Annotated in this window: 10 protein-coding genes, 1 pseudogene and 1 riboswitch; of the genes and pseudogenes, 8 read left to right on the plus strand and 3 right to left on the minus strand. The window is 35.4% G+C overall.

The annotated features are described in order from the left end of the window. Positions 1 to 141: 141 nt before the first annotated feature. Positions 142 to 251: riboswitch (TPP riboswitch) on the minus strand. 278 nt (positions 252 to 529) lie between these two features. The 3 genes from ACLIBG_RS04955 (at position 530) to ACLIBG_RS04965 (ending at position 3,138) form a co-directional block, all read left to right on the plus strand. Beyond that, on the plus strand, positions 530 to 1,255 hold the full coding sequence (locus ACLIBG_RS04955; RefSeq protein ID WP_439311618.1) for an ABC transporter ATP-binding protein: 726 nt from the start codon (positions 530 to 532) through the stop codon (positions 1,253 to 1,255). A gap of 116 nt (positions 1,256 to 1,371) precedes the next feature. Then, a complete protein-coding gene (locus ACLIBG_RS04960; RefSeq protein ID WP_439311619.1) occupies positions 1,372 to 2,388 on the plus strand; it encodes an ABC transporter permease in 1,017 nt (338 codons plus the stop codon). Positions 2,389 to 2,478: 90 nt separating this feature from the next. Further along, on the plus strand, positions 2,479 to 3,138 hold the full coding sequence (locus ACLIBG_RS04965; protein WP_439311621.1) for a TetR/AcrR family transcriptional regulator: 660 nt from the start codon (positions 2,479 to 2,481) through the stop codon (positions 3,136 to 3,138). A gap of 269 nt (positions 3,139 to 3,407) precedes the next feature. Here ACLIBG_RS04965 and ACLIBG_RS04970 read toward each other — a convergent pair whose 3' ends face one another. Next, positions 3,408 to 4,061 carry a LiaF transmembrane domain-containing protein gene (locus ACLIBG_RS04970; protein WP_439311622.1) on the minus strand — a complete coding sequence of 218 codons (654 nt, stop codon included), beginning with the start codon at positions 4,059 to 4,061 and terminating at the stop codon, positions 3,408 to 3,410. A 455-nt stretch (positions 4,062 to 4,516) separates the two neighbouring features. On the opposite strand from ACLIBG_RS04970, the gene ACLIBG_RS04975 reads away from it, so the two are divergent. Next, positions 4,517 to 5,596 (plus strand): glycosyltransferase family 4 protein, encoded by a 1,080-nt coding sequence (locus ACLIBG_RS04975; RefSeq protein ID WP_439311623.1) that lies wholly within the window; start codon positions 4,517 to 4,519, stop codon positions 5,594 to 5,596. Positions 5,597 to 5,627: 31 nt separating this feature from the next. Here the strand turns inward: ACLIBG_RS04975 and ACLIBG_RS04980 are convergent, their stop codons facing one another. Both ACLIBG_RS04980 and tagD read right to left on the minus strand, forming a co-directional pair. Further along, positions 5,628 to 6,821: a CDP-glycerol glycerophosphotransferase family protein gene (locus tag ACLIBG_RS04980; RefSeq protein WP_439311624.1), complete on the minus strand. Its 1,194-nt coding sequence runs from the start codon at positions 6,819 to 6,821 to the stop codon at positions 5,628 to 5,630. Next, the gene (gene tagD / locus ACLIBG_RS04985) at positions 6,814 to 7,212 is read right to left on the minus strand and encodes a glycerol-3-phosphate cytidylyltransferase (protein ID WP_439311626.1); all 399 of its coding nucleotides are present in this window, start codon (positions 7,210 to 7,212) and stop codon (positions 6,814 to 6,816) included. Before tagD ends, ACLIBG_RS04980 begins: the two co-directional genes overlap by 8 nt. Positions 7,213 to 7,524: 312 nt before the next feature. On the opposite strand from tagD, the gene galU reads away from it, so the two are divergent. The 4 genes and pseudogenes from galU to ACLIBG_RS05005 all read left to right on the plus strand — a co-directional run bounded on the left by galU (position 7,525) and on the right by ACLIBG_RS05005 (position 15,399). Beyond that, on the plus strand, positions 7,525 to 8,403 hold the full coding sequence (gene galU, locus ACLIBG_RS04990; protein WP_439311628.1) for a UTP--glucose-1-phosphate uridylyltransferase GalU: 879 nt from the start codon (positions 7,525 to 7,527) through the stop codon (positions 8,401 to 8,403). A gap of 53 nt (positions 8,404 to 8,456) precedes the next feature. Continuing rightward, entirely contained in the window at positions 8,457 to 10,982 is a 2,526-nt protein-coding gene (locus tag ACLIBG_RS04995) for a CDP-glycerol glycerophosphotransferase family protein (RefSeq protein WP_439311630.1), read from the plus strand. Then, a pseudogene (locus ACLIBG_RS05000) lies at positions 10,976 to 12,166 on the plus strand (CDP-glycerol glycerophosphotransferase family protein); the annotation flags it as partial. The gene ACLIBG_RS04995 and the pseudogene ACLIBG_RS05000, both read left to right, overlap by 7 nt. A 38-nt stretch (positions 12,167 to 12,204) precedes the next feature. Further along, the gene (locus ACLIBG_RS05005; protein WP_439311632.1) at positions 12,205 to 15,399 is read left to right on the plus strand and encodes a GW dipeptide domain-containing protein; all 3,195 of its coding nucleotides are present in this window, start codon (positions 12,205 to 12,207) and stop codon (positions 15,397 to 15,399) included. Positions 15,400 to 15,790 lie beyond the last annotated feature (391 nt).

The following is a 15,790-nucleotide window of genomic DNA, read 5'->3' on the forward strand; positions in this document are numbered from 1 at the left end:
TCATGTTTAATTTGGCAAAGTGAGTCGTATATTAACCCGAACACTGATCAATGGATTGAAGAAGTCATGGAATTATATTTTCCCGAACAAAATAAAAATGCGCCAAAGGTTCGGCCTTTAGCGCATCGGTTATTCACATTAAGATACATATGAAATGTTCCCTCCGCTGGTACCAACCAGATCAGGTTCAAAGGGTTAGCATCTTAAGGATGCAATCTCAGCCAGCATAACCAGCTCCCCCACATAAAAGCTATAAAATTGTACTTGGCGATAAGCCAAATGCTCAAAACGTCTTTTGAACATGTAATGCATTACAGAACTAGTATGCCATAAAATAGACCTCGTTGCAAATAGGGGGCGAGTTGACAGTAGGCAGGACCCGAACGAACGACAGTGCAATGCCAAAAAAACCTTTTTCATAAATGAATAAAAATAAAATGGAACTATTTACAATATAGGAAGAATCATATAAAATAAAAAGTGAGTAATCACTCATTAAAATAAAACTTCAATAACAAGGAGGGTAAACATGTCATTTATTACACTCGGAAATATTCAAAAAAGTTTTAAGACGGAATCAGTTTTAAAAGAAATCAATCTATCCGTTTCTAAAGGAGAACTTTTTGGGCTGCTTGGTCCATCGGGTTCAGGGAAAACGACACTCGTAAAAATTATTATTGGGCTTTTAGGTGCAACTGCTGGAACGGTACGTATTAATGACGAAAAAATTCCATCACTAAACGTAATGCAAAACGTTGGCTACATGGCACAATCAGATGCACTATACAGCGAACTTACCGGTCGGGAAAATTTAAGTTTTTTTGCCAACATTTATAAAATACGAAAGACAAAACAGAAAGAACGTATTCATGCAGTAGCTAATATCGTTGGTCTAACCGAACATTTGGATAAAAAAGTAGAACACTATTCTGGTGGGATGAAGCGCCGCATGTCCCTCGCTATTGCTCTGTTACATGAACCGCAGCTGCTCGTTCTTGATGAACCTACCGTTGGAATAGATCCAGTTTTGCGCGCCTCGATATGGGAGGAATTGAAGGAGCTTCAAAAGCAGGGGACGACCATATTAATAACAACACATGTCATGGATGAAGCAGCAAAATGTGATCGACTGTCATTATTGCGGGATGGGTATGTAACCGCAGAAGGAAGTCCAACAGAATTAAAAGAGCGGAGCAACACGAAAACCTTGGAAGAGGCATTTTTATACTTTGGAAGCGCCAGCTACTCTGTTTAAAATGATAATCGGCAAAATGGTATTTCGATGAACAAAGCGCCATGATAAAACAACTACTCACTACCAGAAACGTACCAATCACAATACATTAATATTTAACTTTGGAGGTGGTAATCATGCGTATACGCGCAATTATTAAACGAATTGTTCAGCAATTTATTAGAGATAAGCGGAGCATTGCACTAATGATGATTGCCCCATTGCTAGTTATGACCTTGCTCTGGCTTGTGTTGGATTTAGATCCTTATGAGCCTGTCATTGCAGTTACGGACGTACCAAATCAACTGGAGACGGCGTTGGAAAATCAAGACTCATCAATTAAAACATTAACGAAAAATGAAGCGGAAAACGCATTAAAAAACGGCACTGTCGATGCCCATGTAATGGTAGATAATTCGACTTTGAATATTATGATGGAAGGAAGCGACCCAACAGCGACATCAGCTGTTCAAAAAGTAATGAACGGAGCAGCAGATCAAATGAACCCAAGCCCATTCAGTCGAGACATCGATTTTTTCCACGGATCATCCGATCTTAACTTATTTGATCAGACAGGGCCGGTTCTTATAGGTTATTTTGTATTCTTTTTCGTATTTTTAATTGGCGGCGTTTCCTTCTTACGCGAACGTACACAGGGGACGTTGGAACGACTGCTCGCAACACCTTTAAAGCGGTGGGAAATTGTTGTCGGCTATTTAAGTGGATTCGGCATATTCATTATTATACAATCAATCATAATTGCGGGGTTCTCGATCTATGTTCTCGACCTTTACATGAGCGGGTCATTTATTGCGGTGCTCGTCATCACATTTTTATTGGCAATAACTGCATTAAGCCTTGGAACACTGCTATCAGCTTTTTCAAAAAACGAATTTCAAATGATTCAATTTATCCCGGTAGTAATTATCCCGCAAGTATTTTTCGCCGGCTTGTTCCATGTCGAGTCAATAGCATGGATTAATGCCATCGGAAAAGTAATGCCACTGACATACGGAGCAAACGCACTTAAAGAAATTATGATTCGCGGACAAGATTTATCTTATGTTATGTTGGATATCGCCGTGTTAATGGGGTTTTCATTCCTGTTTATTTTACTGAATATCATCGCGTTAAAACGACATCGACCATTATAGGGGCTATTACTAACTACTTGAAGCGGTCTAAATAATAAAAGTTGCACAGCCACATGCTGAAGAGTAACTAACTTACAGGAGGAAATATAAATGGCAACCGATGATTCCATACTAAAACATATGCTGGAAACGATGGAGCAATCAGAAAATATGACGCCAAAACAAATAAAAATTGTGGAGGCTGCAATCGAATTGATCGCCGAAAAGGGCTATCATGCAACATCAACAAGTGAAATTGCAAAACGAGCAGGTGTAGCAGAAGGAACGATTTTCCGCCACTACAAAACAAAAAAAGACTTGCTCGTTTCCATCGTCATTCCAGGGTTAACTAAATTTTCCGCCCCTTTTTATGCCGACCAATTTGTCGAAGAAGTTTTTCAACAAACTTATGACCGATTTGATGACGTTTTATATCATTTTATAAAAAATCGCTTTGCATTTGCCGAAGCAAATATTCCGTTATTAAAAATTCTGTTACAGGAGCTCGCCTTCCACCCGGAAATCCAAGAAGCCTTAAAAAAAGTATTTACGGAAAAAGTTTATCCTGCATTAAATAAAACCATCGATCATTTTAAAGCAAAGGGCCAGCTGATGAATATACCAAATGAAAGCATCGTTCGCATGATTGTACCGACCATTCTCGGACTGACCATTAGTCGTTTTATCCTACAACCAACGATAGATTGGGATGAGGAAGTTGAAATCAAACGGACCGTTTCATTTATAATGAATGGAATTGGGAAGGATTAATTTAGAAAAAGACGATTACTACTTCCCCCAAGCGTCTCGCTAGAAGTGAAACATACTTAAGAAGTAAATGTCGTCTTAAAAGGGAATTGAACTATCGATGAGGGTTAGAAAGAGTCCACTTCCATGGATGTGAGAAAACAAAGACAGCCATGGAAGCAGCTAAATCGTGCAACTAAACAAGCTGGACACATATAAGTCTCATGTGCGAATGAGGACGCGGATCGAATATAGTTTGTTATAGGAAATCAACACTTATGAATAATTAAGTGTTAATTTCTAATCTCGACGCCACCAAAAGCCGCGACACATTTAATCCGAAGCAGCGGAAGATTATCGTCCTTATCAACCGTCTGTCTCGTTTTGTTTTCCCAACCACCAAAGATGGGCATGCCAGTAACTTCAATGCGCACATTTTCGGGAACCCTAATCTCGATTCCGCCAAATAAAGCTGTTAAATCCAGGGCAGCACCTGAGCTTGAGATAGCTGTATCTCGCAGATCGATTTCCGCACCGCCAAATATAGCAGTAACATTCCCACCTTCAAACTGTTGTGATTGACTTTTTATTTCTGTTCCGGAAAATAGGGATAAAGATTGAATAGACCGGTCTGAATGAAGCGAATTTTTAACATGGCTATTTCGCGAAAAAATAAATACCAAACCAACAAGAATCAAAATGAGCGGCCATAAATAGGCGAGCAAATTAACGTCTACCCACTGGTTAACTAGGAATAAACCACCAATCCCTATAGCCAGAAGCCCGGATATCGCTCGATTTGTTAATTGAATAATGCCAACACCAATTAGAATAAGCGGCCACCACGTAGAAAACACACTGAAAAAGTCCCACATATCCGCTTGCTGTAATAAAAAACCGACACCGAACAAAATAAGAATCAACCCGATCCAAAATCGTCCTAGCATACCCCATACCTCCATTTTCTCTTTAAAAGCTGATTTTATCATACAGTATAAATGCAGTGCTGACTAGTAGTCTATTATGATTGAGAAGGGGGATTTGTGCCTCTGGTAATAACCGACAGACGTTGGCCAAAAGACCGGAACGATTCACAACAGCCCAATCGTTCCACAATTTAATTTGACTGACCTCCTGTAACCAATCGAAATCCCGCTATTGTTTGCATATTTCGACACGAATCCGCTATAATTTAGAACAACCTACAATATGCTGCCGAGAGTTCATAGCATAAAACACCTGTCATACCGCTGTTATTATTTGACTAAGCCTCATCCAAGCGGCAAATGGATTCACTTTCGCCCAGTTTGCTGCTCTGTTTACGCAACTGACCGAATATTAAGTTGCATAAAAAATATTAAAACCGAAACCCGTATGAAACCGCACGATCAAGGAGAATACCATGTTTAACTATATTGATTTAGTAATCGCATTTTTCATTGCACTATTGTTATCTTTTCTATTCACTTATCCAATCAAAAAACTGGCCATCAAACTACGCGTTGTTGACTTCCCCAACTTCCGCAAAATACATACAAAAACAACACCGCGCCTTGGAGGAGTAGCCGTTTTCCTAGGTGCATTTTTCGGTGCGCTTTATTTACAACCACGCCATGAACATTTGCCGGAAATCGTGCTCGGTGCCTTTGTCATCCTTCTTACCGGGGCACTCGACGATCGTTACAGTATTCGTCCGGTCATCAAGTTGTCCGGGCAGCTTATTGCCGCTTCGTTCCTTATTTCATCGGGACTCATCATTGAACGAATCACACTGCCAATGATCGGCATGATTGATCTGGGCGTTGCCAGCGTCCTCATTACCTTACTATGGGTTGTCGGAATTACGAATGCCATAAATCTGATTGACGGATTGGACGGGCTTGCTACCGGTGTAACGACGATCGCTTTTACAAGCATGCTCGTCATGGCAATCATCGACATGCAGATCGTAGCTGCATACTTATGTATCGTGTTAATTGGCGCCAACATTGGATTTTTATACCATAATTTTTATCCTGCAAAAATATATATGGGCGATACAGGCTCCAACTTTCTCGGCTATATGATTGCTGTCGTGTCCATGCTTGGCCTGTTTAAAAATATTGCCCTGTTCAGCTTTATTATCCCAGTGATTGTGCTAGCCATTCCGATCTTTGATACGTTATTTGCTATCGTTCGCCGAGCATATAATAAAGAGAGAATTATGGGTGCCGATAATAAACATATTCATTATCAATTATTGAAAGCCGGCTACAGCCACCGAAAAACCGTCCTCATTATTTATGCTTTCAGCACCTTATTTGGTATCATGGCCATTTTATTCAGTGAAGCATCCTTGACCGTTTCCTTAATCATTACCGGCGTTGTTCTCATTCTCGTTCATATACTTGCTGAAATCGCCGGGCTTGTTATGGGTGGGAAGCGGCCGGTGTTGGATTTTCTTATAAAACCATTCAGAAGAAAGGAAAGAAGTGATGAGTAGCATTATAAGAAACAAAAAAAGTCCGAGGCAATTAAACTTGCACTCGGACTTTATAAGTTGATTGATTTTGATCCGTACGATAAATTGTCTTAATTAAATTTTTAGTAGAACGGCCTACTGAGTATTCATTCCATTCAGCAGCAAATTTACTTATCTTATCAATATCATAATTATTTTCTTTAATAATTTGGATGAGGGCGTCTGTTGTCTTTGCAATTGGTCCCGGTACAAGTTCTTCGTAAGTTTCCCAAAATCCTCTTGCCTTCGAATACTCCTCAATATCGTAAGCGTAAAATATCATCGGCTTATTTAATAACGAAAATTCAAATGGTATTGATGAATAATCCGTAATCAATATATCTGTTATCGTTAATAATTTGTTAACGCTTGGATAATTCGTCACATTGTATATAAACCCGGGATATTTATTTTCAAATGTCCCATCTACCGCAGGGTGAAGTCGCAAAAATAACACATAGTCATACTTCAGCTCACGATACATTTTTTCGAGATCCAACATTAATTTCGGCGACTGTAAATCATTATCACGATATGTCGGAGCATATAAAATAACTTTCTTATTTTCAACAATTGGAAAGCTATCCCGTAATGATTGTTGTGCATTTTTTATCTTTGACTCACTAAAAAAGAAGTCTGTTCTAGGAACGCCAGTACGCAAAAATGTTTCTTTAGCTAGTCCAAAGCCTTCATTGAATATTGCCGCCATCTTTTCTGAACCAACAACCACATGATCAAAACGGTTATACACTTGTTTAAAACGTCTATACGCACGATCCGGACGTTTTTTAATGGACAGGTCTTTCAATCCAAATTGTTTAATCGCACCAGCAGCATGCCATAACTGGATACATTTCACATTCGACTTAAAATTGGTCACAGCCAAAAACCCGTAATAATTATCTGCAATTATATACCGGGCAGTAGCTAAATGGTAAATTGATTTAAGAAAAGAAACTAGATTGCTGGAATCAAAGTCTAGCAAGATTCTATTTGAATTGTAGCCATAATCTATTGCAGACTTTACCGTTTTGAGAACAACAATTTGCTCATCTGTTTGCTTTTCCAATTCATCCATGGCACACAAAACGTTTCCGCCAAAAGAGGCTACAAAAACTGTTTTCCTTTTTTGAGGGAGAATCTTGAGGAAATTAAATAAAATACGAAATATAGATAGATAGACACTGATCGCTGCCTCTCTAACCATGGCTTGTGTTATTCAAATCTTTTTTAATTTGTGTAGTTGAAATACCGACAGTCCTTGGCAAATAAACGACTTCGCAATGTTCCTTAAGAAAGTCGAAATCACCTTTCCAGTCATCCCCCATCACAAAAACATCAATCTCATTATCTATTACATCTGTTACTTTTTGTTCCCAATTATGCTCAGGAATAACTTCATCCACATAGCGAATCGCCTCTAAAATAGCTTTCCGTTGTTCGAACGAGTAGTATGCCTTTTTCCCTTTAATGGCGTTAAACTCATCTGAGGAAATAGCAACAACTAAATAATCCCCATATTCTTTCGCACGGCGCAGAAGATTAATGTGTCCTGTATGAAGTAAATCGTAAGTTCCATATGTGAGTACTTTTTTCATTGTTAAACCTCCGTCTAGGAATATGCTACACTATATTACATAATACAATAATAAAACACAAAAGGCTATGTGAATATTTTACAATTTAATTACTATTTGTTTAAACTACTTTAATTATACTACGGATAAAGGGTATTATAAATAAGTACGAATGAGCTAAAGACATTTTAAGGAAAAAGTTGTATAATATTGTCGATAAAAGAGATAATATTTTTCCGATATATGGTAATGTTATAATTGATAGCATAAAGCATTTAAGAATAAATTATAAACTCAGTATAAAGATTGTATGAAACCATAGGGGGATCATAAGTGAATAAAGTCAGAAAAGCAATCATTCCAGCCGCAGGATTAGGAACTAGGTTTCTACCTGCTACAAAAGCAATGCCTAAAGAAATGTTACCAATAATCGACAAACCTACTATTCAATATATTGTTGAGGAAGCTGTTGAATCAGGTATAGAAGATATAATTATAATTACTGGAAAAGGTAAACAAGCAATAGAAAATCATTTTGACAGTGCTCCAGAGCTGGAGCAAAATTTGTTGGAAAAAGAAAAGTATGACTTGCTGGAAAAAGCTCGTTATTCATCAAGTTTAGCTAACATCCATTACATTCGGCAACGGGAACCAAAAGGGTTAGGTCATGCTATATGGTGTGCACGTAAGTTCATTGGGGATGAACCATTTGCTGTGTTGTTAGGTGATGATATTGTACAAAATGAGGTACCATGTTTACAACAGTTAATTAATGAGCATGAAGATACTAGATCCCCGATAATAGGAGTTCAGCAAGTTCCGGAAGATGAAACACATAGGTATGGCATAATTGAGCCAATCACAAAAGATGGAAGACGTTATCGAGTTAAAAACTTCATTGAAAAGCCCGAACAAGGAACAGCTCCTTCCAATTTAGCAATTATGGGACGCTATATTTTGACACCAGAAATATTTAGTTTTTTGGAGAGTCAAGAAGTTGGTGCAGGCGGTGAAATTCAATTAACAGATGCTATCCAAAATTTAAATGAAATTCAATCAGTTTTTGCTTATGATTTTCAAGGAAAAAGGTATGATGTCGGTGAGAAGCTAGGTTTTGTTAAAACAACAATAGAATTTGCCTTACAGCATGAGGAATTGAGAAAGCCAATAATGGATTTTATGGAACAGTCATTAAGGGATACAAAGTTATAAGGTCGACTATATGTTCCATAATAAGGCTTTAATTGTAACCTAGGAGGATTTATATGGGAAGAGCAGAGAAAGCGATAAAACAATATAAAGAATTAAAAAGAATTTTTAAGATAGCCGTAAAACCGCTAATTGATTACTTAATTGATCCTAATTTTAAATTAAAAGCCAAGTATTCCAGGTATCTACAAAAATTATCCGTTAAAGATAACATAATTCTATATGAATCTTATCACGGGAAAAACATTACAGGTAATGCTTATGCAATTTATAAAGGATTGATTAACAACAAAAAATATCGTAATTACAAACATGTGTGGGCGATAGATAGTTATGAAAACCCGTGTATAAAAGAATTGAGTGATAAAAATATTGAATTTGTAGAGATTCACACGCTTAAATATGCAAAGTATTTAGCGACTGCAAAGTACCTTATAAACAATACATCATTTCCTTATTATTTCCAAAAAAGAGAGCATCAAATATATGTTAATACATGGCACGGGACACCATTTAAAAAAATGGGTATGGATATTAAAAACGGAGGTTTAAGTAGCCATGCCAATATATTACGAAATTTTATACATGCTGATTATTTTGTGAATCCTAATAAATTCACCTCAGATATCCTTCTGAAATCTCATGATATTGAAGGGATTTATAATGGTTATATTTTAGAAACCGGATATCCTAGAATTGATTTAACTTTAAATACAAATGAAAAACAAATGAAAAGCAGATTAAATTTAGACGATGATAAAAAAACAATACTTTATGCGCCTACTTGGAGAGGGGTAAGTGAAGCTAATCAGAGGTTAGAAACAGAAAAAATATATGAAGAAATCAAATTGTTAAGGGAAAAATTTTCAAATGAATATAATATTGTTTTAAAAGTACATTATTTTGTCTTCAATTATCTAAAAGAAAAAAAACTTGAGCATATATGTGTTCCAAACTGGATTGATACAAACGAACTTTTAGCTTGCGTAGATATTTTAATTACAGATTACTCCAGTATTTTCTTTGATTTTCTACCTACTAAAAAGCCTGTTATATTTTATGCGTATGATCAAAAGGAGTATGAGAATGAAAGAGGGTTCTATATAAACTTCGAAGATTTACCGGGGCCTGTATGCCATCATATTAATGAATTATCCAATACTATTGAAAATATATCTGAAGTTACAAAAGTGTTTCAGCACAAATATGAAACATTTTTAAAAAAATATAATTATCTTGATGATGGTCATGCTACTGAGCGTTTAATAGAAACTGTTTTTGGCGGGAAAGATAGTAGCCTTAAATACAAAACAACAAATCGTAAAAAGAAATTGTTATTGTATTGTGGCGGCTTTTATGACAACGGTATTACAATATCAGCCATTAATTTATCTAAGTATATTGACCACGAAAAATATGATTTAACTGTAATTGATTTTGGAAAGAAAAATGAAAGTCAAATTGCTAATATGAGAAAGCTTCATCCAAATATAAGAGTAATTTATCATATAGGTACTTGGAACATGTCTTTAAAGGATTATTATAAACATAATCTTGCCAACAGAAAAGGATTGTATTCAAAAGTAATTCAAAAATTAGCCCCAAAGGATATGTATAAATCAGAAATAAAAAGACTGCTTGGGAATTTAGAATATGATTATGTCATTGATTTTGGTGGGTATAATAAACTTTGGTCTACTTTATTTGCGTTTAGCGATATAAAAAAGAAAAGTATATATTTACACAACGATATGATGCAGGAATATCATAAAAAAATAAATGGAAAAGACAAACATAAAAACAACTTAAAGGTCATTTTTTCGTTATATAAATATTTTGATAAAGTGATTTCCGTATCTCAATCTTCAAATGAAACCAATAAACAAAATTTGTCCAGATATATTCCTAATTATAAAAATAAAATGGTCTATGTAAACAACCTAATCGATTATAAAAGGGTCTTATTTCTTAAAGATAATTATGAAATTAAGGATTTAGAGAACAAATCGTACTACATAACCGAAAAGGTAAACAGAAGTGGTTACTATAAAGTTGAAGGTGTACTCTGGCCAGAAGATGATGAGGTTGTTTTCATTAACATGGCTAGATTGTCACCTGAAAAAGACCAAACTAAATTAATTAGGGCTTTTAGTGAAGTTAAAAAGGAAAGTGAAAAAAATATAAAGTTATATATCATTGGATCAGGTCCTTTACTTAATGAACTAAACGACTTAGTAACACAACTAAAATTAGAAAATGATGTCATTTTTACAGGACAAATAGAAAATCCATTTGGTTTAATAAACAGGGGTGATTGTTTTATTATGTCATCCCATTATGAAGGGCAAGGGCTAGTAATTTTAGAATCGCTAGTGCTGGGTAAACATGTGATTGGAACGGATGTAACTGGAATCAAAAGTGTATTGACAAATGGTCTAGGTAATTTAGTGGATAACGATCAAACAAGCCTAGAACAAGCGATGTATGATTTTCTTTATAAAAATGTTCAATATAAAAAATTTGACTATGTGAAGTATAATCAAGAAGCTATGGAGTTGTTTTACAGAGAAGTTTGCGGGTGAGACTATTGGAGCCATTAAAAAATATATTATTCAGGGTATATAAAATAACATTTCAAATTTTAGGGTTTGTGCTACCCAAAAATGATAAGATGATTATTTTTGAAAGTTTTCTTGGAAAGCAGTATAGCGATAATCCTAGAGCTCTTTATGAATATATACTTGAAAATGAGCCAGGTTTTCGAATGTATTGGAGTGTAAGCGGTGAATCTGTCGATCAGTTTCGGGATACTGAAATCCCTTATGCAAAACGCTTCTCCATTAAATGGCTTTTCTTAATGACAAGGTCAAAGTATTGGGTATCAAACAGCAGATTACCTTTATGGATTCCGAAACCTCATCACACTGTATATATACAAACTTGGCATGGTACTCCTTTAAAAAGGTTAGCTGCTGATATGACAGAGGTACATATGCCTGGAACAAATACGGAATTATATAAAAGAAATTTTCTTAAAGAAGCAAGTAAATGGGATTACCTAATATCTCCTAATAGATATTCAAGTAATATATTTAGGAGAGCTTTCCATTATGAAGGAACAGTACTGGAGACCGGATATCCTAGAAATGACTTTTTAATTTATGCTAATGACATTACAAAAATCAAACAAATTAAATATCGTTTGAATATACCTCGAAATAAAAAAGTGATTTTATATGCACCTACGTGGCGGGATGATCAATTTTACAAAGTTGGTCAATATAAGTTTGATTTACAAATGGATTTAGACAAAATGAAAAAAGAACTAGCGGATGATTATATCATTATATTGAGACTACATTATTTAGTGGCTGAAAAAATGGACCTAACATCCTATAAGGGTTTTATTTATAACTTTTCTTCTTACAATGACATTCGTGACTTGTATATTGTCTCTGATATACTCATTACTGATTACTCTTCAGTCTTTTTTGATTTTGGTATTCTAAAAAGGCCAATGATTTTTTATGTGTACGATATAGAAACATACCGTGATAAGCTGAGAGGATTTTATTTTGATTTCGATACCGAGGCTCCAGGTCCATTAGTGAGGACAACGCAAGGGGTGATTGAGGAAATAAAAAAGGTCCATAAAAATAGTTCAGATATAACAGAACCGATAGAATGTTTCCATAAAAAATACTGCTATTTAGAAGATGGGAATTCAAGTAAACGTGTTTATGAAGAGGTCTTTAAACAGCGGTAAAACTATGAGTGTTAAACAAAATTATTAGGAGGTATATGATGAGAAAGTTTTATATTTTTACTATATTGTTATGTTTATTTAATTTACTACTATCCAATGAGGCTTCGGCAGTTGATAAAACAATAGATGAGACAAATCAGGAACTTAAATCTAGTGAAGATGAAGAATCTATTGAAAATGATGAAAACAAAGCTGATTTTAAGAACGGCTCGAATCCAGCTCAAAATAATTCAACGAATAAGGAGGTAGATACAGAAGAAACAAAAGAAAGTAATGCCAAAGAGGATATCACTGAAGAAAGTGCAACCCATAATGAAAATTATAATGAAAAAAAGTCTATCTCTAAACAAGAAAGTAAGGATAACAATAAGGAAGATCAAGAAGTAAATGAAAAGAAAAGTAATCAGTCTACTAAATTAACTATCAAAGAAAGCGACACAAACAAATTAGGACGCATAAAAAGTTCCAAAGCAACAATCTATGAAACTATTGGGGAGAACTCAACGAGCTTTCTGGCAGAGTCTAAGTATACTAACAAAGTCTTTTATATTAAAAAGCAAGCAGAGATTAATAGCCAAACTTATTATTTAATCAGTACTGCAGCAAGTAGTACTGAGGGAGTTGTCGGCTGGGTGAAAAAGAAAGATGTTTTGGTGCAAAGTGTAGAGACAGTTGATCATAAAGAAAAAACATACTACTTAACAGGAACGGGCTGGGCTTACACGGATGCATGGGGAGCAGGCAAGGATGTTGTCCTTGATAATCTATCCAAATATAAAAATAATGCTTTTGAAATTAATCAAACGGAAAAAGTAGGTAATTCAATTTGGTATCAAGGTACTATCGAGGGAAAGCTGCTCTGGGTACAAGCTAATAATGTTTCTAAAGTAAATGAAAACACATCAAGCAAAATGGTTAGTACATCAAGTAAAATTATAAACACAACAAACAAAAAAGAAACTTCAACAAGCAAGTTAGGAAGAATTCAAAATTCCCAAGCGACCATCTATAAAACTATTGGGGATGACTCAACAAGTTTTCAAGCAGGATCTCAATATACTGATAAAATTTTTTATATTAAAAAGCAAGCAGAGATTAATAGCCAAATTTATTATTCAATCAGTACTGTGGCAAGCAGCACTCATGGTGTTATTGGCTGGGTGAAAGCAGAAGATATGTGGGCACAGAATCATGTGAAAGTTGATCACAAAGAAAAAACATATTACTTAAAAGGTACAGGTTGGGCTTACACAGATGCATGGGGAGCAGGCAAGGATGTTGTTTTTAATGATCTGTCTAAATATAAAAATAAGGCTTTTGAAATTAAATTAACAGAAAAAGTAGGCAATGCAATCTGGTATCGCGGAATTATTGATGGTAAATTGCTGTGGGTGCAGGCATACAATGTTGTAAAACCAAAAGAGAGTTCCACAAGCAAGTTAGGTCGTATTCAAAGTTCCCAAGCAACCATCTATAAAACTATTGGGGATGACTCAACAAGTTTTCAAGCAGGATCTCAATATACTGATAAAATCTTCTATATTAAAAAGCAAGCAGAGATTAATAGCCAAATTTATTATTTAATCAGTACTGTGGCAAGCAGCACTCATGGTGTTGTTGGCTGGGTGAAAGCAGAAGATATGTGGGCACAGAATCATGTGAAAGTTGATCACAAAGAAAAAACATATTACTTAAAAGGTACAGGTTGGGCTTACACAGATGCATGGGGAGCAAGCAAGGATGTTGTTATTAAAGATCTCTCTAAATATAAAAATAAGGCTTTTAAAATTAAGTTAACGGAAAAAGTAGGCAATGCAATCTGGTATCGTGGCATGATAAACGGTCAGCTACTTTGGGTACAGGCCTATAATGTCGCAATACCTAAAGAGAGTGACACAAGCAAATTGGGTCGCATAGATGGTTCTGAAGCAACAATCTATAAAACTATTGGAGACGATTCCACGAGTTTTCAGGCAGGAACCGAGCATACTGACAAAGTGTTTTATATAAAAAAGCAGGTAGAAATTAATAATCAGTATTATTATTTAATAAGTACTGTAGCGAGCAGCACATATGGTGTTGTTGGCTGGGTAAATGCAGAAGATATGTGGGCACAAGATCATGTGAAAGTAGATCACCAAGAAAAGACTTATTATTTAAAGGGATCAGGATGGGCCTACACAGATGCATGGGGTGCAGGCCAGGATGTAGTTATTAGAAATCTCTCCAAATATAAAAATAAACAATTCAAAATTAAACTAACAGAAAAAGTAGGAGAAGCAATTTGGTATCGCGGCATCATAGACGGCCAGTTACTCTGGGTGCAAGCATACAATGTAAACGAAACAACTCATATATATACAAACTACAACCTGACTTTAAATAAGGCGCTAGATATACAAATGAAAGCCACTCCACAAACGGATAAGAAATACGCATGGGTTTCAAAAAACTATATTAGTAAGGACAACAGAGTTGATGTTAAAAGTGTTCTTAACGTGAGAAGCGGGGCAGGAACCAGTTTTGGTGTGATAGGTCAACTTTCAGATGGAACAAAAGTTGAAGTGTTGGATGAACACGATGGCTGGTATGCAATAACATATCAGCACAAACAATGGGTCCATGCTAGTCCTAAAGATGTTTTGTATTATCTTGATCCAAACAATTTTTTGAATGATGTTAAACAACAATTTCAGTTCTTGAATATATCAAGTTACAGTGGGGCTTCAGCTGAATTATTAAACAAATATTTACGTGGTAAAGGAATTCTTGCTGGTGAAGGACAGGCGTTTATAGATGCTGGAAAATTATATGGTATTAATGATGTATACTTAATGTCGCACACATTTCTAGAAACAGGAAATGGATCTTCTACACTGGCAAAAGGGGTTAAGTATAAAGGAAAAACTGTTTATAACATGTATGGCACTGGTGCCTATGATTCTTGTCCAATAGAATGTGGGGCAGCATATGCATATGAAGCAGGATGGACTACTCCATACAAGGCAATTGTAGGTGGTGCGAAATTTGTACACGAAAAGTATGTGCAAAGTGGTTTAAATACTTTATATAAAATGCGTTGGAATCCCGCAGTTATGGATGCTACTGGTGCTTTCGGCAGTCAATATGCAACTGACATAGGATGGGCATCAAAGCAAACTCATACAATGTATAAAGTTTATCAAGAAATAGGATCATATACGTTACATTTAGATACTCCTGTTTATAGGTAATAAATTTAACTAAATTATTGTGTTGAAACTATTAAAAATAAGCTTTAAAGAAGGTGTTATTGCAAATGTTATTGTAATAACACCTTCTATATCTTTGAAAGAATAATTCTATTAGGTGACAAACAGATGTTTATTAAAATTACACACATAATGTGAACGATTTTTATTTAAAATGCAGCGGCACAATCAGGTAATGGGTGTCTTTAACTCTTTACCTCTTTAGGGATAAGGTTAAATATTTGATCTTGTTATCAACCATTATTGGGGAGTGTCAATAATTTTGTGTAAATGCCCTTGTTCTGGTAGAACGGCTAGCTTATAGGTAAATTCAGGAAATTTTTCTTTTTGTATAAATTGCTCTGAGCCACAGCGGCAGCTGTTTGTCCTTGAC

Source organism: Virgibacillus sp. W0181, from assembly GCF_051846915.1.
Lineage (GTDB): Bacteria > Bacillota > Bacilli > Bacillales > Amphibacillaceae > JBPYCR01.